This window comes from Microbacterium sp. NPDC078814 (genome assembly GCF_040702645.1).
Taxonomy (GTDB): Bacteria; Actinomycetota; Actinomycetes; order Actinomycetales; family Microbacteriaceae; genus Microbacterium.
In genome coordinates this window covers 362,914-384,895 of sequence record NZ_JBFBLT010000004.1, presented here as the reverse complement: position 1 = coordinate 384,895, position 21,982 = coordinate 362,914, and the positions used below count along the sequence as shown (strand labels likewise).

19 protein-coding genes and 1 pseudogene are annotated in these 21,982 nt (G+C 69.0%); 9 read left to right on the top strand and 11 right to left on the bottom strand.

From position 1 onward, the window contains the following. Window positions 1–78: 78 nt before the first annotated feature. The 3 genes from AB0300_RS10640 (at window position 79) to AB0300_RS10630 (ending at window position 3,243) form a co-directional block, all read left to right on the top strand. Window positions 79–1,203, top strand: a complete 1,125-nt coding sequence (locus AB0300_RS10640; RefSeq protein ID WP_025102996.1) for a 5-(carboxyamino)imidazole ribonucleotide synthase — start codon at window positions 79–81, stop codon at window positions 1,201–1,203. A 121-nt stretch (window positions 1,204–1,324) separates the two neighbouring features. Next, window positions 1,325–1,792, top strand: a complete 468-nt coding sequence (gene purE / locus AB0300_RS10635; protein ID WP_025102997.1) for a 5-(carboxyamino)imidazole ribonucleotide mutase — start codon at window positions 1,325–1,327, stop codon at window positions 1,790–1,792. Further along, window positions 1,789–3,243, top strand: coding sequence for an LCP family protein (locus AB0300_RS10630; RefSeq protein ID WP_249521519.1), 1,455 nt, complete (start codon window positions 1,789–1,791; stop codon window positions 3,241–3,243). The genes purE and AB0300_RS10630 overlap by 4 nt, the downstream gene beginning before the upstream one ends. A 177-nt stretch (window positions 3,244–3,420) precedes the next feature. Here AB0300_RS10630 and AB0300_RS10625 read toward each other — a convergent pair whose 3' ends face one another. Next, a complete protein-coding gene (locus tag AB0300_RS10625) occupies window positions 3,421–3,990 on the bottom strand; it encodes a hypothetical protein (RefSeq protein WP_025102999.1) in 570 nt (189 codons plus the stop codon). 142 nt (window positions 3,991–4,132) lie between these two features. Next, on the bottom strand, window positions 4,133–5,896 hold the full coding sequence (locus AB0300_RS10620; protein ID WP_025103000.1) for a DUF4012 domain-containing protein: 1,764 nt from the start codon (window positions 5,894–5,896) through the stop codon (window positions 4,133–4,135). 122 nt (window positions 5,897–6,018) lie between these two features. On the opposite strand from AB0300_RS10620, the gene AB0300_RS10615 reads away from it, so the two are divergent. The 6 genes from AB0300_RS10615 (at window position 6,019) to AB0300_RS10590 (ending at window position 13,661) form a co-directional block, all read left to right on the top strand. Then, a complete protein-coding gene (locus tag AB0300_RS10615) occupies window positions 6,019–7,092 on the top strand; it encodes a glycosyltransferase (protein WP_366215962.1) in 1,074 nt (357 codons plus the stop codon). 101 nt (window positions 7,093–7,193) lie between these two features. Continuing rightward, entirely contained in the window at window positions 7,194–10,073 is a 2,880-nt protein-coding gene (locus AB0300_RS10610) for a hypothetical protein (RefSeq protein WP_366215961.1), read from the top strand. A gap of 105 nt (window positions 10,074–10,178) precedes the next feature. Beyond that, window positions 10,179–11,072, top strand: coding sequence for an ABC transporter permease (locus AB0300_RS10605; RefSeq protein WP_025103003.1), 894 nt, complete (start codon window positions 10,179–10,181; stop codon window positions 11,070–11,072). Beyond that, the gene (locus tag AB0300_RS10600; RefSeq protein WP_025103004.1) at window positions 11,072–11,821 is read left to right on the top strand and encodes an ABC transporter ATP-binding protein; all 750 of its coding nucleotides are present in this window, start codon (window positions 11,072–11,074) and stop codon (window positions 11,819–11,821) included. The genes AB0300_RS10605 and AB0300_RS10600 overlap by 1 nt, the downstream gene beginning before the upstream one ends. Continuing rightward, window positions 11,818–13,419 carry a methyltransferase domain-containing protein gene (locus AB0300_RS10595; protein WP_366215960.1) on the top strand — a complete coding sequence of 534 codons (1,602 nt, stop codon included), beginning with the start codon at window positions 11,818–11,820 and terminating at the stop codon, window positions 13,417–13,419. Before AB0300_RS10600 ends, AB0300_RS10595 begins: the two co-directional genes overlap by 4 nt. Beyond that, window positions 13,416–13,661: a DUF6752 domain-containing protein gene (locus AB0300_RS10590; protein ID WP_025103006.1), complete on the top strand. Its 246-nt coding sequence runs from the start codon at window positions 13,416–13,418 to the stop codon at window positions 13,659–13,661. Before AB0300_RS10595 ends, AB0300_RS10590 begins: the two co-directional genes overlap by 4 nt. A gap of 53 nt (window positions 13,662–13,714) precedes the next feature. Here the strand turns inward: AB0300_RS10590 and AB0300_RS10585 are convergent, their stop codons facing one another. From AB0300_RS10585 to rfbA, 9 genes and pseudogenes are all read right to left on the bottom strand, one after another. Further along, window positions 13,715–13,909 (bottom strand): hypothetical protein, encoded by a 195-nt coding sequence (locus AB0300_RS10585; protein WP_366215979.1) that lies wholly within the window; start codon window positions 13,907–13,909, stop codon window positions 13,715–13,717. Between the two features lie 242 nt (window positions 13,910–14,151). Further along, window positions 14,152–14,769: pseudogene (locus AB0300_RS10580) on the bottom strand (M15 family metallopeptidase); the annotation flags it as partial. Further along, the gene (locus AB0300_RS10575; protein WP_249521524.1) at window positions 14,769–14,984 is read right to left on the bottom strand and encodes a hypothetical protein; all 216 of its coding nucleotides are present in this window, start codon (window positions 14,982–14,984) and stop codon (window positions 14,769–14,771) included. The pseudogene AB0300_RS10580 and the gene AB0300_RS10575, both read right to left, overlap by 1 nt. Before the next feature lie 167 nt (window positions 14,985–15,151). Continuing rightward, entirely contained in the window at window positions 15,152–17,065 is a 1,914-nt protein-coding gene (locus AB0300_RS10570) for a glycosyltransferase family 2 protein (RefSeq protein ID WP_366215959.1), read from the bottom strand. Window position 17,066: 1 nt separating this feature from the next. Further along, window positions 17,067–17,771: a 2-C-methyl-D-erythritol 4-phosphate cytidylyltransferase gene (locus tag AB0300_RS10565; RefSeq protein WP_025103009.1), complete on the bottom strand. Its 705-nt coding sequence runs from the start codon at window positions 17,769–17,771 to the stop codon at window positions 17,067–17,069. 2 nt (window positions 17,772–17,773) lie between these two features. Continuing rightward, the gene (locus AB0300_RS10560; protein WP_025103010.1) at window positions 17,774–18,565 is read right to left on the bottom strand and encodes an NAD-dependent epimerase/dehydratase family protein; all 792 of its coding nucleotides are present in this window, start codon (window positions 18,563–18,565) and stop codon (window positions 17,774–17,776) included. A gap of 79 nt (window positions 18,566–18,644) precedes the next feature. After that, window positions 18,645–20,063 carry a bifunctional dTDP-4-dehydrorhamnose 3,5-epimerase family protein/NAD(P)-dependent oxidoreductase gene (locus AB0300_RS10555; RefSeq protein ID WP_366215958.1) on the bottom strand — a complete coding sequence of 473 codons (1,419 nt, stop codon included), beginning with the start codon at window positions 20,061–20,063 and terminating at the stop codon, window positions 18,645–18,647. Further along, window positions 20,060–21,058 carry a dTDP-glucose 4,6-dehydratase gene (gene rfbB / locus AB0300_RS10550; protein ID WP_025103012.1) on the bottom strand — a complete coding sequence of 333 codons (999 nt, stop codon included), beginning with the start codon at window positions 21,056–21,058 and terminating at the stop codon, window positions 20,060–20,062. The genes AB0300_RS10555 and rfbB overlap by 4 nt, the downstream gene beginning before the upstream one ends. Further along, window positions 21,055–21,927: a glucose-1-phosphate thymidylyltransferase RfbA gene (gene rfbA, locus AB0300_RS10545; RefSeq protein ID WP_025103013.1), complete on the bottom strand. Its 873-nt coding sequence runs from the start codon at window positions 21,925–21,927 to the stop codon at window positions 21,055–21,057. Before rfbA ends, rfbB begins: the two co-directional genes overlap by 4 nt. Between the last annotated feature and the right edge of the window lie 55 nt (window positions 21,928–21,982).

The window sequence follows — 21,982 nt, the reverse complement described above, 5'->3', positions numbered from 1 at the left end:
GGGGGCGTCCCCGGTGCCCGAGCGTTTCCGGTGCCCTCGCGCGTGCGGAAGAATGGGCATGACGAATGGAGGCGGCACATGGCGCTGCGCGTGGGCGTGATCGGCGGAGGACAGCTGGCACGGATGATGATCGCTCCGGCGGTCGAGCTCGGACTCGATCTGCGGGTCCTCGCCGAGGAGGAGGGGATGGCCGCGGGGCTGGCCGCCACGGCGGTCGGCGACTACCGCGATCTCGAGACCGTTCGTGCCTTCGCGGCCGACGTCGACGTCATCACCTTCGACCACGAGCACGTGCCGCAGGAGGTCCTGCGCGCCCTCGTCGCCGAGGGCGTCGCCGTGCATCCGGGTCCGGACGCCCTCCAGTTCGCGCAGGACAAGCTCGTCATGCGCGCGCGCCTGGCGGAGCTCGGCGTGCCCCAGCCGGAGTGGGCACCGGTCCGTTCGTCAGAGGAGCTGCAGCGCTTCCTCGACGACCACGACGGTGCGGCTGTGGTGAAGACGCCGCGCGGCGGCTACGACGGCAAGGGCGTGCGCGTCGTGCGTTCCGCCGCCGAGGCGCAGGACTGGCTGGACGCGCTGGACGACACCGACGCGCTTCTCGCCGAGGAGCTCGTGCCGTTCGTCCGCGAGCTCGCCCAGCAGGTCGCACGGCGCCCCGGGGGAGAGATGATCTCCTATCCGGTCGTGGAGACCGTCCAGCGCGACGGCGTCTGCGCCGAGGTCATCGCCCCGGCCCCCGCCGCCACCGACCGGCTCGCCGACGTCGCCGAGGACATCGGGCGTCGCATCGCCGAGGGTCTCGGCGTGACCGGCATGCTCGCGGTGGAGCTCTTCGAGACCGAGGACGAGCGCATCCTCGTGAACGAGCTCGCGATGCGTCCGCACAACAGCGGCCACTGGAGCCAGGACGGCGCGATCACGGGGCAGTTCGAGCAGCATCTCCGGGCCGTGGCCGATCTGCCGCTGGGGAACACCCAGCCGCGCGCCGCCTGGTCCGTGATGGTGAACATCCTCGGCGGTCCCGCGGAGGGCACCCTGGGGGATCGCTTCGAGGCGGCGATGACCGCGCACCCGGACGCGAAGATCCACACCTACGGCAAGGCCCCTCGCCCCGGCCGCAAGGTCGGGCATGTCAACGTCGCCGGGGACGACCTCGACGATGCGGTGTACGAGGCCAGGGCCGCGGCGGCCGCGTTCGACTGAGTCGGCGGCAGGACACGGGAAAAGACGTGTGCCGCTCGGGGATTCTCCCAGCGCGAGACCGTAGCCTGATCTGGTGACCGAGCCACTGCACTCCTCCGCCGCCCCGTTGGTCGGCGTCGTCATGGGATCCGATTCCGACTGGCGCGTCATGAGCGACGCCTCCCAGGCGCTCACCGACTTCGGGATCCCGCACGAGGTCGAGGTGGTCTCCGCCCACCGCACGCCGGACAAGCTCATGTCGTACGCACGGGAGGCCCGGTCCCGCGGGCTGCGCGTCATCATCGCCGGCGCCGGCGGTGCCGCCCATCTGCCCGGCATGCTCGCGTCCATGACAGCGCTGCCCGTCGTCGGGGTGCCTGTGCCGCTGGCGTACCTGGACGGCATGGACTCGCTCCTCTCGATCGTGCAGATGCCCGCAGGGATCCCGGTCGCGACGGTCTCCATCGGCGGCGCCCGCAACGCCGGTCTGCTCGCGGCCCGGATCCTCGGTGCCGCGGACGACGAGCTGGCCGACCGCGTCGAGGCCTACGCCGCCGACCTCGAGGCGCAGGTCGAGGAGAAGAACGATCGGCTGAAGGGCTCGCTGTGACCCTTGCGCCCCCGCGCGCGACGCGGCGCCCGCTCATCGAGACCCGGCCGCTGCGGCACCCCGACTCCGGCGATGCCCGGCTCATGTCGAAACGCGCCTGGTGGCTCGTCGGGCTCAACGTCCTGCTCCCGGGCTCGGCCCAGGTCCTGGCCGGGAACCGCCGTCTGGGGCGGTTCGGTCTCGGCGTCACCCTGACCACGTGGGTCCTCGCGATCGTCGCCCTCGGCCTCGCGCTGTTCGCGCGCCCCGTCTTCCTCTGGCTCGCGATCGGCGGCGGCCTCGTGTCCGCCGCGCTCCTGACACTCGTGCAGGTGCTGCTCGTCGGCGTCGTCGTCCTCTGGATCGTCCTCACCTTCGACACGCTCCGACTCGTCCGGCTCGTGAAGGTCCCCGCCCCGTCGCGCTTCCTGCTCCCCGTCGTCGCCCTCGTCCTGCTGGGACTGGTCGGCGGCGTCACGGGGTACGCGGCGACGGCGGTGGGCTCCGTGCGCGGCAGCGTCGGTGCCATCTTCGGGCAGAGCGGCCCGAGCCTGCCGCCGAGCGACGGATACTACAACATCCTGCTGCTCGGTGCGGACAGCGGTGACGGGCGCGACTCGATGCGATTCGACAGCATCTCGGTGGTCTCCGTGAACGCCGAGACGGGCGCGGTCACCATCACCGGCATCCCGCGCGAGCTCCCGCACGCCCCGTTCAGCGACGGCAGCCCGATGCAGGAGCTCTATCCGGACGGGTTCCAGGGCTTCGCGTCGTCGTCCTGCGGCTGGAACGGCTGGATGAACCACGTCCGGAATGCCGCCGAGGTGTGCCGCGAGGATAAGGGGACCGGGCTCTACCCCGGGGCGGACGCCGCCGGCTCGGCGCCCGGCATCGAGGCGACCAAGGACGCCGCGGAAGGGGTGCTCGGCATCGAGATCCCGTACTACGTGTTCGTCGACATGCACGGCTTCGCCGATCTCGTCGACGCTCTGGGCGGTGTCGACATCACGGTCACGGAGCGCCTGCCCAAGGGTGGGCCGCCCGACGGGTGGTCCGGGACCGACGTCAACGAGTGGGCCATCGGTTGGATCGAGCCGGGGGCGCAGCACATGGACGGCGACACGGCGCAGTGGTACGCCCGCTCGCGCTACACGACCAGCGACTGGGACCGCATGAAGCGGCAGCGGGAGCTGCAGGAGGCGATCCTCGCCCAGTTCACTCCGCAGACCGTCCTCACGCGGTTCAACGAGGTGGCGGCCGCGGGGACGGCGCTCATCAGCACCGATCTCCCGCAGGGCAAGCTGCCGGAGTTCTTCGATCTGATGCTCAAGGCGAAGGAGCAGCCGGTCCAGACCGTCGAGCTCACCCCCGAGAACGGTGTCGACGAGTTCGACCCGAACTACGACTTCATCCACGAGCTCATGCAGGAGAAGCTGCACCCCCCGACGGAGACGCCGACGCCTACTCCGTGAGCGTGCCGCGGGCATGACGCAGCCCACGGATGATGTTCCCGGGAATATCACCCGTGGGCGTCCGGTTCATGACCGGATTCGCCAGACGACGGTGATCGGAGGGGGAGGGATCACCGTCGTCCAGCCGACCACCGCACGAGGCGGCAGCCAGGCTCAGGCGCGCGTGCGGCGCGCGGCTCAGGCGCGCTTGCGGCGCGCGGCTCCGACGGCGACGAGGGCACCACCGGCGACCAGAGCGACCGCTCCACCGCCGAGGACCCACGGCGACACCGAGCCGCCGGTGAGGGCGAGTTCCATGCCCCCGCCGGTGAGCGGAAGCTCGGTGCCGGCCGGCGCGGCCACTCCCGGATCGTGATCGCAGCTCGATGCGGCCGTGTTCCCGTGCGAGACCGTGACCATGGCGGTGTACGGTCGCGAACCGGCGAAGTCGAGGGCGTAGGCCCCCTGTCCGTCGGACGGCGGGCGGAACGTCACCGTCAGGCTGCCGTCGGAAGCGGCGGTGTTGCCCGAGATGGCGGCGGCGCCGGCGTTCTGGCCGGACACGGACACGCCTACGGTCTCCGACGGCTCGAAGAACCCGGCGCCGAACGCGACGGTCGAGACCTCGCAGGTGTCGATGATCGCGTCACCCACCTTCGCGCTCGGCGGAGACGGGTACGAGTCGCTCGGCGCGGCAGAGGCGACGGTCGGCGCGGCCAGGATGAGCGCGCCAGCGGTAAGGCTGATGGCAGCCAGTTTCTTCAGCATGATTTCTCCCCAGAATTTCACGCGGAATCGCCTCCGGATACACCCCTGCATCCGACTGCGCGAGGCCCTCTGCCCCCACGGCAGGTTCACGGACCCCGGTTATTCCCCAGTGAGATGACAGTACCTCATCCGTCGGCGAATGTCACGAGCCGCAACGCAGGGTGTCGCGCGTCAGCTCCGGATCGACGATCAGCGGCGTGTGCCGCACCTCCGTCAGCCGTTCTCCCGCGCCCTCGCCCTGGAACTCCACCGTGATGGTCGTGGACTCTCCCGGGGCGAGCAGCACCTCGTGCTGCACGACGGCCCGGTCCTGGATGGTCGTCGTCTGGACGCCCTCCTCGGCGCCGTCGCGATCGATGTGCGAAGGCAGGGCGCCCTGGGGACCGTAGACGGCGATCAGGGTGCGCACGCTCCCCGCGGGCACCCCGTAGACGCCGTCGCCCGTGACGTACGGCGGCAGGGAGGTGGCGGCATCGGCGGGTGCGGTGTTCGTCCAGGTCACGCGCACCTGCGTCGTCGGCGCCCCGGCACACGTCCCCACCGCCGTCGCGATGGACGCGCGCGTGTAGTAGTCCATCTTCCCGCCGGTGCCGTCGTTGAAGAGCACGCCCACGGCCGCGGCGTCGGCGTCGTCCTGGGGGAGTGCGCCGCCCAGGGCGCTCGCTGCAAGGAGCTCCTCCTCCGGCTCGTGCGCGCTCCAGATCCGGACGCGTCCTTCCCCCGCGGCGTCCGCGAGAGCGCGGACGAGGTCCTGAGGCTTCGCGTTCGACAGCGCGGCCGCGAAGAGCCCACCGGCGGCCTGCGCGAAGATGTCGTCCTGGACGGCGGGATCGGGGACCGCGGCGTAGATCTCCGAGAGCAGGATGTCGGTCACGGTGTCCGCCGTCGCGGTGAAGGGGCCGAACGTCAGGTCGCCGGTGGCGCGCATGAGATGCGCCGCCACCAGTGCGTCCACGGCGATCACGCCGTCGACCTTCCCACCGAACCGGCCCTCCCACCGGGCGGCGATGGTCTCGCCGGCCTCGCGGAAGTCCGGGATGCTCGTGATGTTCTGCAGATAGCGTCCCGGGCGGTCCTCGAAGAGCGCGACGGTGCTGTCGCTGAGGGGCAGTGCGGTGTCCAGCGGGGGGAAGTCGCGCGTGGAGGCCTGCTGCTGCAGCGTGATCCTGCCGTTCTCGGCGCGCAGCAGCGCGATGGAGCCGACGATCCCGCCCGACGACCGCAGCTCGGCATTGTTCTGCATCGCGAGCACGTAGGTGCGCGGTCCGTCGCCGCCCAGCATCGTGGGCAGGAGCACGGAGGCGCCGTGCAGGGCGCCCACGGCCGTCGCGGCCTGGGTGACCGCGCCCCGCATCTCCCGGACGGCGTCGGCCAGGGGCGGGAGTGTGGCGTCGGCGTCGATCCGCCGCGCCCGGTCCTCCGCCGAGGTCAGAGCCGCGCTCGCCGTGCCGAGCGGTTCCTCGATCTCCGCGAAGGGGGCGAGGTCGATCGCGCCGCCCGAGAAGCCGAGACTGGAGAGGTCGACCGCGTCGGCGACGTCGAGCAGCGGGTCCAGCGCGTCGGTGGAGACGTCGTCCGCGATCACGGCGACCTCGCTCACCGCGCGGAAGTTCGGTCCGATCCAGGGGAGGACGCCGAACGCCTGCCAGATCGGGTCCCCGGTGAGAGACCGGGCCGACTCCGCGTGGTGGGAGATGCGTCCGGCGATGGGCCCGGCGGCGTCGAGATCGCCGGCGGCGATCGCCTGCTTGAGCTGCGTCGTCCCCTTCGAGATCTGCTGCAGGTTGTCCACCGCCCCGATGCCGCGCACGGCCACCCAGCCGAGAGCCAGGACGAGCAGCGTGATGAGGAGGCCGATGGTCCACCCGATCCACCGGCGCCGGACGGGAAGTCGACCATCGCTCACCCTGGCATTCAAGCACGCCGGCGGCATCCGGCGAGAGCCTCATTCTGTGGGAACGCTGAGTGCCGTCCCGGGAAGGTGATGCGCTCCCCGCCGGGCCGGGGTCGCGCGGTTAGCCTGATCCCATGGGTGCTCGGCTGCGTGTTGTTCTGGATCAGCTCGTGCATGTCGTCGATCCCGACCAGGCGTCGGCCTCGCGCGATCTCGCCGTCGGTCTCGTCCAGACGGCGCCGCCGAACTGCACGGTCGACGCGATCGTGCCCGCGGGCGCGGAGGTCGGGATCCGCGGGATCGGCGAGGTGCGCACGCTCGCGGTCGGGCGGCGGGAGCTCGCGGCGTCCTGGCAGCTCGGCATCGCTCCCGGCGTCGGCGGCGGTCTCATCCACGCGCCGACGCTGCTGGCCCCGCTGGTCCGCCATGACCGCGTGCACGACAACGACCAGACGACGGTCACACTGTGGGACCTGCGCGCGTGGGAGGCGCCGTCCCAGCTGTCCCGCGGCGCGGTCGCCTGGCACCGGGGGATGCTGCGGCGCGCGGTGAAGCACGCGGACGCCGTTGTCGTGCCCTCCCACTCGATGGCCGAGAAGCTCTCGGGGCTCGCGAAGCTCGGCGACCGCGTCCGCGTGATCGCCGGCGCGCCCGCGCAGGATCTGGTGGTCCCCGCCGCCGCGCCCGCGCACCGAGACGACCTCGGCCTCCCCGCGGACTACCTCGTGCTGTCCGGCCCGGAAGACGGTCTGGCCGCCGGCTTCCGCGGGGCCGTCGCCGCGGGGCTCGATGCCGTGGTGATCGGCGCGGCGGAGGGGAGCGAGCCGCGCATCGCCGAGATCGCCGCCGCCGCCGGACTGCCGGAGCGGCGTGCGCATGTCCGCGGCGCGCTCGATGTCGCCGATCGGGCCGCGGTGCTGTCCGCCGCGCGGGTGTACGTCGCCACCGACGCCGTCTCCGGGTGGCCGTGGCGGGCGGTGGAGGCGATGACCCTCGGTGTTCCCGTCGTGGCGACGGAGTCCGGGTGCCACCGCGACGTGATCGCGGACGGCGGTGTGGTGGTCGAGGAGCACGCGCTCCCTGATGCGGTCGCGGACGCCGCAGGAGACGGAGCCGCGCGCCTCCGGGTGCTCGCCGCCGATCGCTCGCGGGCGTTCTCCTGGGCGAGCGCGGCGGAGCGCGTCTGGAGCCTGCACGCCGAGCTGTGAGCGGCTGGGAGCCAGCTTCGTAAACGCGCGACACGCCGACGAGAGGTCGCCCTTTTCGTGCAACGGTGGCATCATCCTGCAACTTCCGTCACACTGGTCACATGTCTCGACGTGCCCCACGCTCTCGAAACACCGCGAAGGTCACCCGCCTTCTCACCTGTTTCCTCGCCGTCTCCGCCCTGGTCCTCGGCACGGTGGTCCCCGCCACCGCGGCCTCCGCCGCCACGACCGCCGTGCCCGCTCCCGCGAGCACCGGCCGCATCTCGGGCGACCCCGTGACCGCGGGCATAGCGAAGAGCACGCTCGCCGGGTTCAACGCCGGCAACATCATCAGCGACGCCGTGTTCACCAACAAGAGCACGATGACCGAGGCGCAGATCCAGAGCTTCTTCAACAGCAAGGTCTCCCGGTGCCTCGGCGGCCGGGACGAGAACAACGAGCCGATCGTCTGTCTCAAGGACTTCCGCATGAACACGGTGTCCCGCCCGGGCGACCAGTACTGCAGCGGATACTCGGGCGCGGCGAACGAGTCCGCGGCGCGGATCATCTACCGCGTCGCGCAGGCCTGCAACATCAACCCGCAGGTGCTCATCGTGATGCTCCAGAAGGAGCAGGGCCTGATCACCCACACGTGGCCGAGCGCCTGGCGCTACCGGATCGCGCTGGGTCAGGGCTGCCCGGACACCGCGCCCTGCGACCCGAACTTCATCGGCTTCTTCCACCAGATCTACGGTGCCGCCCGGCAGATGCAGATCTACATGGAGGGCAAGTGGTTCCAGTGGTATGCGCCGGGCCGCACCTGGAACATCCTCTACAACCCCAACCGCTCGTGCGGTTCGTCGCCCGTCTACGTGGCCAACAAGGCGACGTCGGCCCTGTACTACTACACGCCGTACCAGCCCAACGCCGCAGCGCTCCGGGCCGGGTACGGAACCGGTGACGGGTGCTCGGCCTATGGCAACCGCAACTTCTACAACTACTTCACCGACTGGTTCGGATCCACGCAGAACCCCACGTCCATGCAGGGCCTCGTCAAGGTCGGCACAGCCGTGTGGCTGCTCTCCGGGACCAATCGGTACCACCTCACCGCCGAGGCGTACCCCGAGTACAAGGCCGTCTTCGGTGCGCCGGTCGTCGTGACGCAGTCGGTTCTGGACAAGTTCAAGGAGGGGCCGCGGGGCTCGTTCTACGTGCGCAATGCGTCCACAGGCGTCGTGGCGTTCCTGAGCGGCAATCAGACGCACCGTTTCCCGAGTTGCGCGCTGGTCGAGACCTGGGGAGGGGCGTGCGGGGCGTCCCTCGTCCAGCTCACGCCGGCACTCTTCACGAAGTTCCAGGCCGGAGCGGAGATGTCCGCGTTCGGCCGCTGGGATGCCGGGGGGCGAATCCACCAGGTGGATGGGGGAACGGCCTACCCCGTCTTCGGCGATGCAGCCGCGCGGAGCCTCAACGGCGGCAAGACGCCGTTCGCCGCGGTCTTCCCCTCGGCCGTGAAGTCGAAGCTCCGCGTCGCGGACCGCATCCGGTTCGGCGCCGGCCTCTTCATCCGCGAGAAGGGCGACTCGCGCGTCTGGCTCGCGGACGCGCAGTCCGGTGTCCTCTACCACCTGCCGTCGTGGGCGACAGCGCGCGAGCTGGGTCTCGCAGCCGTCACCACCAGCGTGGTCTCCCGGGCCGACCTCGCGAACTATCGCGAAGGCTCGCCACTCGGTCTGATCTACACGTGCGGCGGGAAGAACTACCTCCTCGGTGAGGGGAAGCTCCGGCAGTACGTCGGCACGCCACCGGCGGGATTCGGAGTCACCGGCCTGGATGCCGCCAACTGCTCGGCTCTCCAGCTCTCCGGCGGAAACGCGAACAAGGGCGTCTTCCTCCGCGTCCCGGGAGGGGCCGAGGTCTACCACGCCGTCGACGGCAAGGTGCGTCACATCGCGACGGTCAACCAGATGATCGATCTGAACGGGGGCGTCCGCCCGACCGTCAACCAGGTGTCGAAGGACTACTTCGCGACGCTGCCCCAGGCCTCCCGTTACCCGGCTCCGGGGACCGTGATGCGGGCGCAAGGCGCTTCCGAGGTCTGGTTCGTCGACGGTGCCCGTCTCCTGCGCCTTCCGTCGTGGTCGCTCGGGAACGAGCTCGGATACACCTCTCCCGCCGCCGTGCTGCCCGGCGACGCGACCCACGGGATGGAGCGCCGGGGCGACCTGCAGCCGTTCGTCCGTTGCGCCGACGGCCTGTACGTGATCGCGGGCGGGCGGAAGGTCGCCGTGACCGCGTCGGAGGTCGGAGAGGTGAAGGCCAGCGACCTGAGTCCGTCGGCGTGCGCGGCACTCGCATCCGGGGCGACCGTCAGCGGACGGCTCTTCCTCTCGGACGGAACGCGCACGTCGGTCTACACGGATGGCGGCTTCCTGCTGCTGCGCGACCAGGCGGCCGTGAACAGGGCGGCCGGGGGCGTGCCGGTCACCCCGGTCTCCGTCTCCGCCTCGTACCTGAGCTGGCTGCCGTCGCCGACGGGAATCCCCCAGGCAGGAGATGCGGTGCGCGCCGACGGGCAGTCGGAGGTGACACTCGTCGACGGCACGCGCCGCCTGCACGTCCCGAACTGGGGCGTCGGCGAAGACCTCGGCATCCGTGAGGGCTATCGCGTCGTCTCGGCACCGCTGCTGGCGAACCTGCCTCTCGACTCGACGCGCGTCGGCATCTTCGTCCTGTGCGAGGGCCGCACGTACGTGGCTGCACGCGGCGTGCTCTACCCCCTGGCACAGGCGGCTCTCGGAGGGTTCGTCCCGGTGAGCCTGACGGCGGAGACGTGCCGATCGATGCGGTTCGCGGAGGCGGCGCCCATCACGAGCCTTCGGCTCACGCAGGGCAACGGAGTGTTCTACGAGCCGGTCGGCGGGAAGCTGGTGTCGTCGTCCGCCACCACGGGGACGGTCCTCACCGTCGACGCCAGGACCATCGCGGGTATGCCGAAGTAGAGTCCGAGCCGCTGTGCGGCGCCCGGGGTCGTTTCAGGTGCCTCAGATATACTGGCGGGATGCTTGGGTGCGAACGCCGTACCCGTCACCGAAAGGCAAATCCCGTTGACCTTTGGCACGCCCATCGACCTGAGCGAGTATGACGTTCCCGGCCGGGGGAGGGGTGTCCTCGACGTGTTCCGTCGGGGATACCTGCTCCGGCTCCTCGTCCGCAAAGGGACGGCCACCCGCTACCGCAACTCCGTCCTGGGGTGGCTGTGGTCTTACGTCAAGCCGCTGTCGCAGTTCCTGATCTACTACTTCGTGATGGGCGTCATCCTCAAGCTCGACCGGAACATCGAGAACTTCCCCATCTACCTGTTCTCGGGCGTGGTCGCCGTGAACCTCTTCAACGAGGCGTTCGGCAACGCCACGACCTCCATCGTCGACAACCGGGCACTGGTGAAGAAGATCTACCTGCCACGGGAGCTCTTTCCGGTCGCTTCGACCATCATCGCCTTCATCCATTTCCTGCCTCAGGTCGCGATCCTGCTCCTCGTCTGTCTGCTCGTCGGGTGGACTCCGTCCCTGGTGGGCATCGCGGGGATTCTGCTCGCCGTGGCGATCGTGCTTCTCTTCGCCCTCGGCCTCGGCATCTTCTTCAGCGCTCTCAACGTCCGGTTCCGGGATGCCCAGAACTTCGTCGACCTCATCAAGATGTTCTCGACCTGGACGTCGCCGGTCCTGTACAGCTGGGTGCTTGTCCAGGAGGCGCTGGAGAACCACTCGTGGCTCTTCACGGTCTACACCTGGAACCCTCTCACGGTGGCGGTGGAGCTCTTCCACCAGGGATTCTGGGCGGGAACGACGCAGCCGCCCGCGCCGGGCGAGGTCGATCCCAGCATCCTGCCCGGCTTCGGAGTGGCGCTCGCCGTCGCCTTGATCATCTGCCTCGTGGTCCTGCTGATCGGTCAGCTGACCTTCCGCCGTTTCGAACGCTCTTTCGCACAGGACCTGTGATGTCTCAGATTCTCTCTCAGACCGTTGCCCCGCCGAGCATCGTCGTCGACCACGTCTCCAAGCGGTTCCTCAAGCGGAACAGCCACTCCTTCAAGGAGGCGTTCGTCGGCTGGATCCGCGGCAAGAAGGTGCGCGCGGACAAGTTCACCGCGCTCGACGACATCAGCTTCCAGGTCGGCGAGGGCGAGTCCGTCGCCATCATGGGGCTGAACGGCTCGGGGAAGTCCACTACCCTGAAGCTGATCTCCGGTGTGCTCGAGCCCGACAGCGGCCGCGTGCTCACGCGGGGGCGGGTCGCCGGCCTGATCGAGGTCGGTGCCGGATTCCACCCCGAGCTCTCCGGACGCGAGAACGTCTACCTCAACGCCGCCATCCTCGGGATGAGCAAGGACGAGATCGACGAGCGCTTCGACGAGATCGTGGCGTTCTCGGAGATCGGCGAGTTCATCGATCAGGAGGTCAAGCACTACTCATCGGGAATGTTCATGCGCCTGGCCTTCTCGGTCGCGATCCATGTGGAGCTGGACATCCTGCTGGTCGACGAGGTCCTGTCGGTCGGCGACGCCCCGTTCCGGGCGAAGTGCTCCGCGAAGATCAAGGAGCTCACCTCCCGGGGTGTGACCATGCTCGTCGTGAGCCACAACACGAACATGGTGAAGGACCTCTGCCAGCGCGGCGTGGTCATCAAGAAGGGCAAGAAGATCTTCGACGGGCCGATCGACGAGGCCGTGGAGGCGCTCGGCGTATGATCAGGGCTACTCGGAAGCGGTTGATCCTGGACGCGCAGAGCCTTCAGGGCGTGCGGGTGATCGACGTCCGCGTGGACGGGCACCGCGTGTGGTCCACCGATGTCCCGGAGAGCGCCTCCGACCGTGTGGAGTTCCTCTGGCCGCCGGCGCTGAAGTCGCGCCTCGCCGGCATCGCCACGGTGTCGATCACGGACGCGGCCACGGGCGAGATCCTCGCCGAGCAGAAGAACGTCCGATTCGGCTGGTCCCGGCAGCGGCTCGAGCTCACGGATGCTCGGGGGCGCTGGCTGGCGATGACCAAGTGGGATCGCCTCGGTCCGGTACTGGAAGGTCGCAGCGCCACGACTGGCAAGGCTCTGCTGGACAACGGCCGCGCCCTGGTGGATCTCCTCGTCGCGAAGGGGTTCGACCTCTACATGGTGGGCGGCACCCTCCTCGGCATCGTTCGAGACGGCGCACTCCTGCCGCATGACGACGACATGGATTTCGCATTCCTCTGTCCCGCCGACAACCCTCTGGATCTCGGCCTGGTCTCGTACGACATGGAGCGCACGCTCCTCGCGCACGGGTACACGGTGGTCCGGCACAGCCTGGCGCATCTCGAGATCGAGTTCTTCGATGACGAGGGGCAGCCCGACCACTACATCGACATCTTCACCGGGTTCTTCCGGGACGGTCTGTACTGTCAGCCGTTCGCTCTGCGTGGTCCGGAAGTCGTCCAGGAGGACCTGCTTCCGACGAGACCGCGCGAGGTCCAGGGGGTCGAGCTCCCCGAGCCGGCGAACCCGTCCGCCTGGCTCGAGTATGCCTACGGCAAGGACTGGCGACACCCCGACCCCACCTTCAAGTTCATCACGCCGAAGGCGACGAAGAACCGCTTCGAGACATGGTTCGGCGTCTTCAACCGCGGCCGCGTGTACTGGGACAAGCATTACCTCGAGTACACGGAGCCCGTCGGGGTGGGTTCCGGAGAGCAGGCGGTCGAGCGCTTCCTGAGGGACGTGCCGGCGGGAGCGCGGATCCTGGATCTGGGATGCGGAGACGGCCGATGGACGGCGGCCCTGGCTTCCCGGGGAAACCGGGTGACGGGCGTCGACTACAGCCATGAGGCGCTCCGCGTCGCACGATCGACGGTGCGTGACGGCAATCCGGACTTCCGGTACCTGAACTTCAACGACCGCGCGGCCCTCCTGGAGTTCGGCGCGTGGATGCTGGGCACGGGCGACGAGTGGTTCATCTTCGCCCACCACAGCGTGCAGTCGCTGACGAAGACCAATCGACAGAACATCTACCTCCTTCTCGATCTCGTGCTGCGCGGGCGGGGCTTCGCGGACATCCACAGCGACATCGACCTGAGCAGGAGATACGTCCACGGACAGCCGTCCACCTGGCACCTGCCGAGCGAGTGGTTGGAGAAGGAACTCCGGGGTCACCCTCTCCGCCGTGAACTCGTCCATCGCACACGGCGTCGCGATCACCGGCAGCTCCGCCGGGTGAACGTGGAGCGCATCCGTCGCATCGAGGGAACGGTGAGGGCCGGCGACACGGTCTTCGCGCGTGAGCTCGCTGCCCTCGACAAGAAGGAGACCATCGCATGAGAGCGATCATCCGAAAAATCGCCAGCTTCATCGCTCCCACGGCGTACGCGAAGCTCCAGCGCTTCGATCCGGACCAGCGTGACGTGATCGCCGCGGAGGTCGCTGCCGAGCTCCTGGAGCGCATCGCCGATCTCGAGCAGCAGTTGAAAGAGGTGCGACAGGACAACCGCCGTGTCGCGGAGCTCTATGACCTCGTCTTCTCCCGGCTGCGTGAGGACAACCCCCTGTCCTCCGGTCGCTGACACACGCGAGAGGCCGTGTCCGAGGTCACCTCGGACACGGCCTCTCGTCATCCCTAGTTGAGCTTCGCGCCGCGGAAGACGGCGTTCTTGACGCTGAAGGCCGTCGACGAGGCGCCCACCCGGAACTTCAGGCGCTGGGTCTCGGTGAGGGCGCAGTTGACCGGGACCTTCGAGATGCTCTCACCGGCGGTGAAGACGATCTCCTGGGATCCCAGCGACGACTCCACATCCGTGGACGCATCCCACACGATGGGGAAGACCTTGAAGTCCCCGCCCGGGGTCCCGCCGTGACGGTGATCGTCAGGTTGCCGGTGATGTGCTTCGCGACCCCACTGGCCACCGAGACGTGCGCGAGATCATTGATGTGGAGATTCGGGTTGTCATTCACGGCGACGCTCTGCCCGCCGGTCTTGCTGAATGTCGTGTACAGGTCTTCGATTGCCATTTCTTCCTCCGGGGTCGGTGTGGGTACAAAGGCTCCGGTGTATTCCCAGTGCCACGCTTCAGGATGTGCGCCTCCGGGTTCGGCCCATGCCGGATGGGTCCACCCGAATCCCGGCGCATTTGCCTTCATCCAGACATATGTCGGATTCGTCCAGTCGGTCCTCGTCACGCCAATGTCAATAGCCACGGCCCAGCCGTGATTGGACGTTCCAGGGACCGCGGCGAATCCGCAGTTTCCCTGTCCGCACCAGTAGTTCCGAGCTTCGACCTGGCCTGCGAAGTCGCGATAGGCGTCATTGAGGACGAGGTCACGCCCGAAGGCTCCGCGGTAGGCGTCGTTCAAGGCGATGAGAGCGTTCGCCGCGTCGGTGCGGAGTCGCCGCGCCGTGTTCCAGGGGATGGCCGTCAGAGCGGACGCCGGGATGTAGCCGTTCGCGTAGCCACCCCAGGCGGAGAGGCGAGTGCCCCCACCGGCGAGGGCTGTCGGAGCGGTGGTGCGGGGATCGGCGTGGGCTGCGGCGGCGGAGACGCCGACGTTCAGCGCCACGAACGCCACACCGCCGGAGGTCAGCAGCCGGCGCCGCGTCAGGCCGGTACTCCCGGGCGGAACGGCCGTCTCGTCGGACGAGGGTGTCAGACGCAGAGCCTCGTTCTCGTGGGTCATCACAGGTCTCCGTAATCCGAGGCCGGTGCCTGGATCTGAGTCACGGTGTCCGCCGCGAATCGAAGGCGGAGGAAGTCCATCCCGTCATTGCCGGGGCGCGTGAGCGAAGCCGTGTCCGTGACGATGCGGGGGCTGATGCCGAGCGAGTCGGCTCCTTCACCCACGTCGATGGCGCCGAGACCGACGGCGGTGGCACGTGAGGTCCCGACGGTCACGCCACCCTCACAGGAGACGGCGACGGAGCCGAACTGTGCCACGGAGACGGCGATCGCGGCGGGGCCCCCTTGGCGGAAGCCGAGTGCATGACTTCACGGTAGTGAAGCGGCCTCTTCTTGGGCACTCGACTTTCGTCTATTGATTCGTGTACCCGGACAGCGGCACGTCAGCCCGCCGGGAGGCGCTTAATCTCTCCGTCGCGCGTTCCGACGTGAATTCCGAGCGGCTGCCGGGGTGAGGCTCCGCCGAGGGTGACAAACAGCATGCGACCAGACCGGAACAGCCTGCGGGGAACGGTGATCTCCGCGCCGGACGGGGACACCTGCAGTGGGCGGCTCGGGGCGGGCCAGAGCCGTTCCAGAACGCGCCGCATGACATGGCGCCGACGTTTCGCGAACGATGCGACCCGCCGGGGCAGGAGGGTGATCGTGACCCCGTCGACCCCGTCCGCAGCGGACGTGACGTGGGGAAAGGTCAGACGGGCACGGCCTCCGGGCATCGGCGAGATCGCGAAGCCCCGGCTGAAGGCATTGCTGACATGCCAGGGAACGTCGACGCTGATCGCGAGCTTTCCCTTGTCGCTTCCCGCCACGAGATAGGAATCGCGGGAGCCGAGCCGAAGTTGGGCTGCGCGGACGTCCGGCGGTACGGCGATCCGCCGCTGACTCGCGGACCCGAGGAACACGGCGTCGACGCCGAGATCCCACATGCCCGGCGTGGCGGGGTGGCCGAGCTGCGCCGTCGCGGGATCGAAGCGTCCGCGGGTGAGGAACACGGCTTCGTGCCCGGCCTCGGAGTCCTGGCTGACCAGCTCGGTGCTGCCGGGGAACGCCCAGGTGCTCAAGGGCGACGAGATCCGCCCCGCGATGGCCAGGTGCGAGGCTCGCAGGTCGTCGGTGATGTCGAGCAGCTCAGCCGGAAGGAGGGACCGGATCTCATCCGGCAGACGGCGAATGAACCGTCCGTCCCGGACCTCCAGACGCATCGGGTCGCCCTCGGGGGTCCGCCATACGGACCGCGTCGTGATGTCCAGCCCGCCGTCATCGCCCGGGACGACGCTCTCCAGCTTGTGGTGGGGGTCGAGCTGGTCCTCGATGACGGCGAGGGAGGTGAGGGCGTCCCACTCGCCGGCGCGGAAGAGGTGCATCTTCGCTTGAAGCCGACGGGGAAGGGTCGCATCCAGGCGTTCCGGGATGAACTCCGCGATCAACGGCGTGATCAGTTCGATCTCGCGCTGGCGCACGCTGGGGGAGCGGCGCGCCCATGCGGCATTGAAGTGGCCGGCGAAGCGGAGCCGGTGCTGGTAGCTGATGGCGGCGTCGCGGAGCGCCGCATCCGACGGCTCACTGAGGAACTCCTGCGTCGCGCGAAGCACGCGTTCCAGCGAACCGAAGAACTCGGCGGGGTCTCGACGGAAGGTACTGGATCCGGTGGTGCTCCCGTCCCGAACCCAGTGATAGTACGGGACGTCGGCCATCGTCGAGATGACGCTCGCGCGCGAGAGCGCTTCGAGGTTGAAGAGGTTGTCCTCGTAGAGGACACGACTGCCCTCGTGGAACTTGATCCCGTTCGTGCGGAGGAACTCCGTCCGATACATCTTGTGCGGATTCATGGGCGCGACGGGGAACGGGTCCACCTGCCCGCGGATGTTGTCGGCATTCTCGCGGTACTGGGTCATCGCCCACGACACGGCCGTCGTGTGCGACTCCTTGCCGTTGAGGATGTCCGCCCGGTTCCTCTTGGCGAACGAGTAGGCCGCGCGCAGTCCATCAGGGAACAGCTCGTCGTCGTGGTCCATGAAGCTCACGTACTCGCCGCGAGCGTGCTCCACTCCGACATTCCGCGGCTTCGAGGGCCAGCCGGAGTGCTCCAGCGGGATCACACGCCAGTTGGCTCGCTCGGCGGCGAGGGACTCCAGGCGGGCGAGGGTCTCCGGGCCGGACCCGTCGTCGACGAAGAGCGCCTCCCATTCCGCGGTCGGCAGGGTCTGCGCGTCGAGGGAGGCGACCAGACGGTCGAGACCGGCACCCGAACGATAGGTCGCGATGACCACCGAGACCTTGAGGGCGGGAGCGGTCATCTCAGGAGTCCTCTTCGGCGGCGATCAGGCGGTCGACGATCAACCGCGCCGTGCCGAGATCCTGCGGGGTGGTGATCTTGATGTTGTTCACATCGCCGAGGAGGATGCGGGACGGGGTGCCCATGAACTCGTGCACGAGATCGGCGTCGTCGCTCACCCGCTGGTAGTTCGACTTCACCGCGCGCTTGTAGGACTTCTTCAGCAGCTTGCGGCGGAAGGCCTGGGGCGTCTGGCCGAGCCAGGAGTGCGAGCGGTCCAGCGAGCCCTCGATGAAGCCGTCGTCGCCGACGAGCTTCACCTGGACGGTGCTCGGCGTTCCGAGCATCGCGGCGCCGTCCTCGATCGCCGCATCCAGCACGTCGCGGATGAGCTTCTCGGTCACGAACGGGCGCACGCCGTCGTGGACGAGGATGATGTCGCCGGTGGTGGCCTTGAGCCCCTTCTTCGCGCTCAGATGCCGCTCCTCGCCGCCGACGACGAGGGTCACCGGGAGGTCCGCCTCGTCGATGAGGATGCGACGGTACGTGTGCTCGTTCTCCGCGCTGATCGTGACGATGATCTCATCGATGAACGGCAGGGCGACGGCACGGACGGTGCGCTCCAGCACCGTCATGCCGCCGAGTTCCACGAGCAGCTTGTTGCTGCCGAAACGGGTGCCCTTGCCGGCGCAGGTGACGATCGCCGAGATGGTATGGCCCTTGTACACGCTCAGTGCCTCTCTTGCTGCAGTTCGTTCGCGAACCGGCGCAGCCCCGCGAGCTCCGCCTCTTCGGTGAGGAGGTAGCCGTCGGTTCCGCCGAGCAGGTCCGCGTGACGGGTGGTCATGTTCCGGGTGTACATCCGCGCGAACGGCGACTCCGGCTCCGGAGGCACCTGGTCGGAGATGTCGCGTCCGAAGACCTCCGCCGCCAGGCGCCCGTTGGGGAGGGGCGGCGTAGCGATGTTGACGGCCTCCAGCCCGTGGGCGAGGGCGGTCTCGATGTGCCCCCACAGCTCGCGGACGTCGTAGTGCTGGAAGCGGTTCGCCGGACGGATGTGCTCGACGCGGTAGTCGTTCGCGAGGTCGTAGACGACGCCCTTCTTCAGCCGCGCCCCGTAGAGCTGGGGGAGACGGACGATCGTGGTGTCCACGGCGTCCGCGAACCGCCGCTCCTGGTGCAGACGGTTGGCTCCGTACGGGGTGAGGCCCTCCGGCGAGAGCGGGGTGTCCTCGTCCGGTGCGCCGCCTTCCGGGTACACGCAGACCGTCGAGATGAGCACGAGCTTGCCGATGCGGGCGCGCAGCACGGTGTCGACGAGCTCATCGATCTCGGCGAGGTCCGCGGGGCCGTCGTTGTTGATGCGGAAGGAGTCGGCACGGTTGCCGGCGCTCACCACCAGGTCGTACTCCCGGCCGGCGATGTCGCCGATGTTCTTCGAGTTGTACAGGTCGTCGAACCCGTGCGCGTCGAGCAGGTTGGAGCCGACGAAACCCGTGTGACCGATGAGAGCAGACCGCATGAAGACCCTTCTTTGCTGCCGGGATCCGGCCCTGCCAGTCTACGGGGCGCGCCCGAGCGCGGCCTGGCGACGGGCCGGACTAGGCCGGGTCGGCGAGGTAGGCCTCCAGCGACTGCCCGGCATCGGCGGGTCGGAAGCCGGTGGCCTCGATCTTCGACAGGTCGAGGACGCTGTTGTGCGGGCGCGGGGCGACCGGCGTGGTGGCCGAGGCGAAGTACTCCGCGGTCGTCACGTCGCGGATGTCGGCGGGGTCGGAGCCGCGCAGACGGAAGACGTCCCGCGCGATGTCCGCCCAGGAGCGGGGCTCGCCGGATCCGGTCACGTTGTAGACGCCGTACGGCGCCGCGGCCTCCTGCAGGTGGACGATCGCGCGGGCGATGTCCTCCGTGAAGGTGAGCCGTCCGATCTGATCGGCGACGACGCTGGGGGCGATGCCGCGCTCGGCCAGCGAGGCCATCGTGCGCACGAAGTTCCCGCCGTCCCCGATCACCCAGGAGGTGCGGATGATGTAGTGGCGCGGCACGGTCGCGGCCACCGCGTCCGCCGCGGCCTTGGTCTGCCCGTACACGCCGAGCGGGCAGACCGCGTCGGTCTCGGTGTAGGTGCCGTCCTTGCTGCCGTCGAAGACGTAGTCGCTCGAGACGTGGACCAGCGTCAGGTCGTTCTCGGCGGCGATCGTCGCGAGCGCGACCAGACCGGTCACGTTCGACGCCCACGCCTCCGCCCGGCCCTCGGGGGTCTCGGCCTTGTCGACCGCCGTGTAGGCCGCCGCGTTGATGATCGTGCCGTAGTCCCGCCAGCGGCGGGCCGTGGACAGCTCCGCGGAGCGCAGGTCGAGGTCGTCCCTCGTCGCGTACTCGATGTGCGGTGCCTCCCCGAGCGTCGCTCGCAGGGCTCGGCCGAGCTGTCCGGCCGCACCGACGACGAGCGTCTTCTTCGGCGGGATCGGCGTGACGTCCGCGAGGCGCGGGTGGGCCTTGTCCTTCTCCGAGATCTCCACCTCGGAGAGCGGGATCGGCCATGCGATGGCGGCCGTCTCGTCGGCCAGGTTCAGGAACGAGTACGAGGCGTCGGGGGACCAGTGATCGTTCACGAGGTACGTGTAGGCGGTGTCCGGCTCGAGCGTCTGGTACGAGTTGCCGACCCCGCGCGGCACGAAGATGGCCCGCGACGGGTCGAGCTCGGTCGTGAAGACCGTGCCGAACGAAGGGCCCTCACGGAGGTCGACCCAGGCGCCGAAGATGCGTCCGGTCGCGACCGACACCCACTTGTCCCAGGGCTCCGCGTGGATGCCGCGGGTGGTGCCGACGGCGTCGTTGAAGGAGATGTTGTTCTGCACGGGGCCGAAGTCCTCGAGACCGAGGGCGACCATCTTCTCGCGCTGCCAGTTCTCCTTGAACCAGCCGCGGGAGTCCCCATGGACGGGCAGCTCGAACACCACGAGACCCGGGATGGGGGTCTCGATGCGCTCCAGCTTCTTCCCGAACGCGGCGCTCACTGGCCCTTGCCCGCGTAGAACGCCTCGACGGCGTCCTTGCTCGGCGCCCACCACGACTCGTTGTCGCGGTACCAGTCGATCGTCGCCGACAGGCCGGCCTCGAAGTCGGAGAACTGCGGACGCCAGCCGAGCTCGGTGCGCAGCTTCGTGGAGTCGATCGCGTAGCGGAGGTCGTGGCCCGCGCGGTCGGTGACGTGGTCGTAGGCGTCGGCGGGCTGCCCCATCATCGTGAGGATGAGCTCCACGACGTCCTTGTTGTTGCGCTCGCCGTCCGCGCCGATCAGGTAGGTCTCGCCGATGGCGCCCTTGTCCAGGATCGTGAGGACCGCGGAGGAGTGGTCGTCCGCGTGGATCCAGTCGCGCACGTTCTCGCCGGCGCCGTAGAGCTTCGGACGGATGCCCCGGAGCACGTTCGTGATCTGCCGCGGGATGAACTTCTCCACGTGCTGGTACGGGCCGTAGTTGTTGGAGCAGTTCGAGATGGTCGCCTGGACGCCGAACGACCGGACCCAGGCGCGGACCAGGAGGTCGCTGCCGGCCTTGGTCGAGGAGTACGGCGACGACGGGTTGTACGGCGTCGACTCGGTGAAGCGCTCCGGGTCGTCCAGCTCGAGGTCCCCGTACACCTCGTCCGTCGAGATGTGGTGGAAACGGCGATCGTGGCGACGCGCCGCCTCGAGCAGCGTGTAGGTGCCGACGATGTTCGTGTCGAGGAACGGACGCGGGTCGTTCAGCGAGTTGTCGTTGTGCGACTCCGCGGCATAGTGGACCACCGCGTCGGTCTCGGCGAAGAGCTGGTCGACGAGGGCGGCGTCGGTGATGTCGCCCTCGACGAAGGTGACCCGGTCCTCGGGCAGGCCCTCCAGCGAGCGCCGGTTGCCGGCGTAGGTGAGCGCGTCGAGCACGGTCACGTGGTGGTCCGTGTGCGCCACCACGTGGTGGACGAAGTTGGAGCCGATGAAGCCGGCGCCTCCGGTCACGAGCAGACGGCTCATGCGTGTCCTCTCTTCAGGATGTCGAGCAGGTAGACCCCGTAGCCCGACTTGACCAGCTTCTCGGCGCGCTCGCGCAGTTCGTCGTCGCTCAGGAAGCCCTGGCGCCACGCCACCTCCTCGGGGACGCCGATCTTCAGCGCGGTGCGTCGTTCCATCGTGCGCACGTACTCCGCGGCGTCCGTCATCTGGTCGAACGTGCCGGTGTCGAGCCACGCGGTGCCCCGCGGGAGGACCTCGACCTGCAGCTTGCCGCGCTCCAGATAGGCGCGGTTGATGTCGGTGATCTCGTACTCGCCGCGAGCGCTCGGCTCCAGGTTGCGGGCGATCTCGACGACGTCGTTGTCGTAGAAGTACAGACCGGGGACGGCGTAGTTGCTCTTGGGCTGTGCGGGCTTCTCCTCGAGCGACACCGCGCGGCCCTCGTCGTCGAACTCGACCACGCCGTAGGCCTGGGGCTCCGCCACCCAGTAGGCGAAGACCGCGCCGCCGTCGATGTCCTCGAACCGCTGCAGGCGGCTCCCGAGGCCGGGGCCGTAGAGCAGGTTGTCGCCGAGGACCAGGGCGACCGAGTCGTCGCCGATGAAGTCCGCGCCGATGGTGAAGGCCTGGGCGAGGCCGTCCGGCGACGGCTGCTGCGCGAACTGCAGGTTGATCCCGAACTGCGATCCGTCGCCCAGCAGCCGCTCGAAGTGCGCGGCGTCGTGCGGGGTGGTGATCACCAGGATGTCGCGGATGCCGGCGAGCATCAGCGTCGACAGCGGGTAGTAGACCATCGGCTTGTCGTACACCGGGATCAGCTGCTTCGAGACCCCCAGTGTGATCGGGTGCAGACGCGTGCCGGAGCCCCCGGCGAGAATGATGCCTTTCACGCCTCTATGTTGACACACTGTTCCCGGAAGTCCCGGGCGCGCCTCGTCCCGCCTC

Coding starts and splice junctions, on each gene's coding strand:
- AB0300_RS10640 (WP_025102996.1), top strand. CDS start 79: ATGGCGCTGCGCGTGGGCGTGATCGGCGGAGGACAGCTGGCACGGATG.
- purE (WP_025102997.1), top strand. CDS start 1,325: ATGGGATCCGATTCCGACTGGCGCGTCATGAGCGACGCCTCCCAGGCG.
- AB0300_RS10625 (WP_025102999.1), bottom strand. CDS start 3,990: ATGCTGAAGAAACTGGCTGCCATCAGCCTTACCGCTGGCGCGCTCATC.
- AB0300_RS10615 (WP_366215962.1), top strand. CDS start 6,019: ATGGGTGCTCGGCTGCGTGTTGTTCTGGATCAGCTCGTGCATGTCGTC.
- AB0300_RS10610 (WP_366215961.1), top strand. CDS start 7,194: ATGTCTCGACGTGCCCCACGCTCTCGAAACACCGCGAAGGTCACCCGC.
- AB0300_RS10600 (WP_025103004.1), top strand. CDS start 11,072: ATGTCTCAGATTCTCTCTCAGACCGTTGCCCCGCCGAGCATCGTCGTC.
- AB0300_RS10595 (WP_366215960.1), top strand. CDS start 11,818: ATGATCAGGGCTACTCGGAAGCGGTTGATCCTGGACGCGCAGAGCCTT.
- AB0300_RS10590 (WP_025103006.1), top strand. CDS start 13,416: ATGAGAGCGATCATCCGAAAAATCGCCAGCTTCATCGCTCCCACGGCG.
- AB0300_RS10570 (WP_366215959.1), bottom strand. CDS start 17,065: ATGACCGCTCCCGCCCTCAAGGTCTCGGTGGTCATCGCGACCTATCGT.
- AB0300_RS10560 (WP_025103010.1), bottom strand. CDS start 18,565: ATGCGGTCTGCTCTCATCGGTCACACGGGTTTCGTCGGCTCCAACCTG.
- rfbB (WP_025103012.1), bottom strand. CDS start 21,058: ATGAGCCGTCTGCTCGTGACCGGAGGCGCCGGCTTCATCGGCTCCAAC.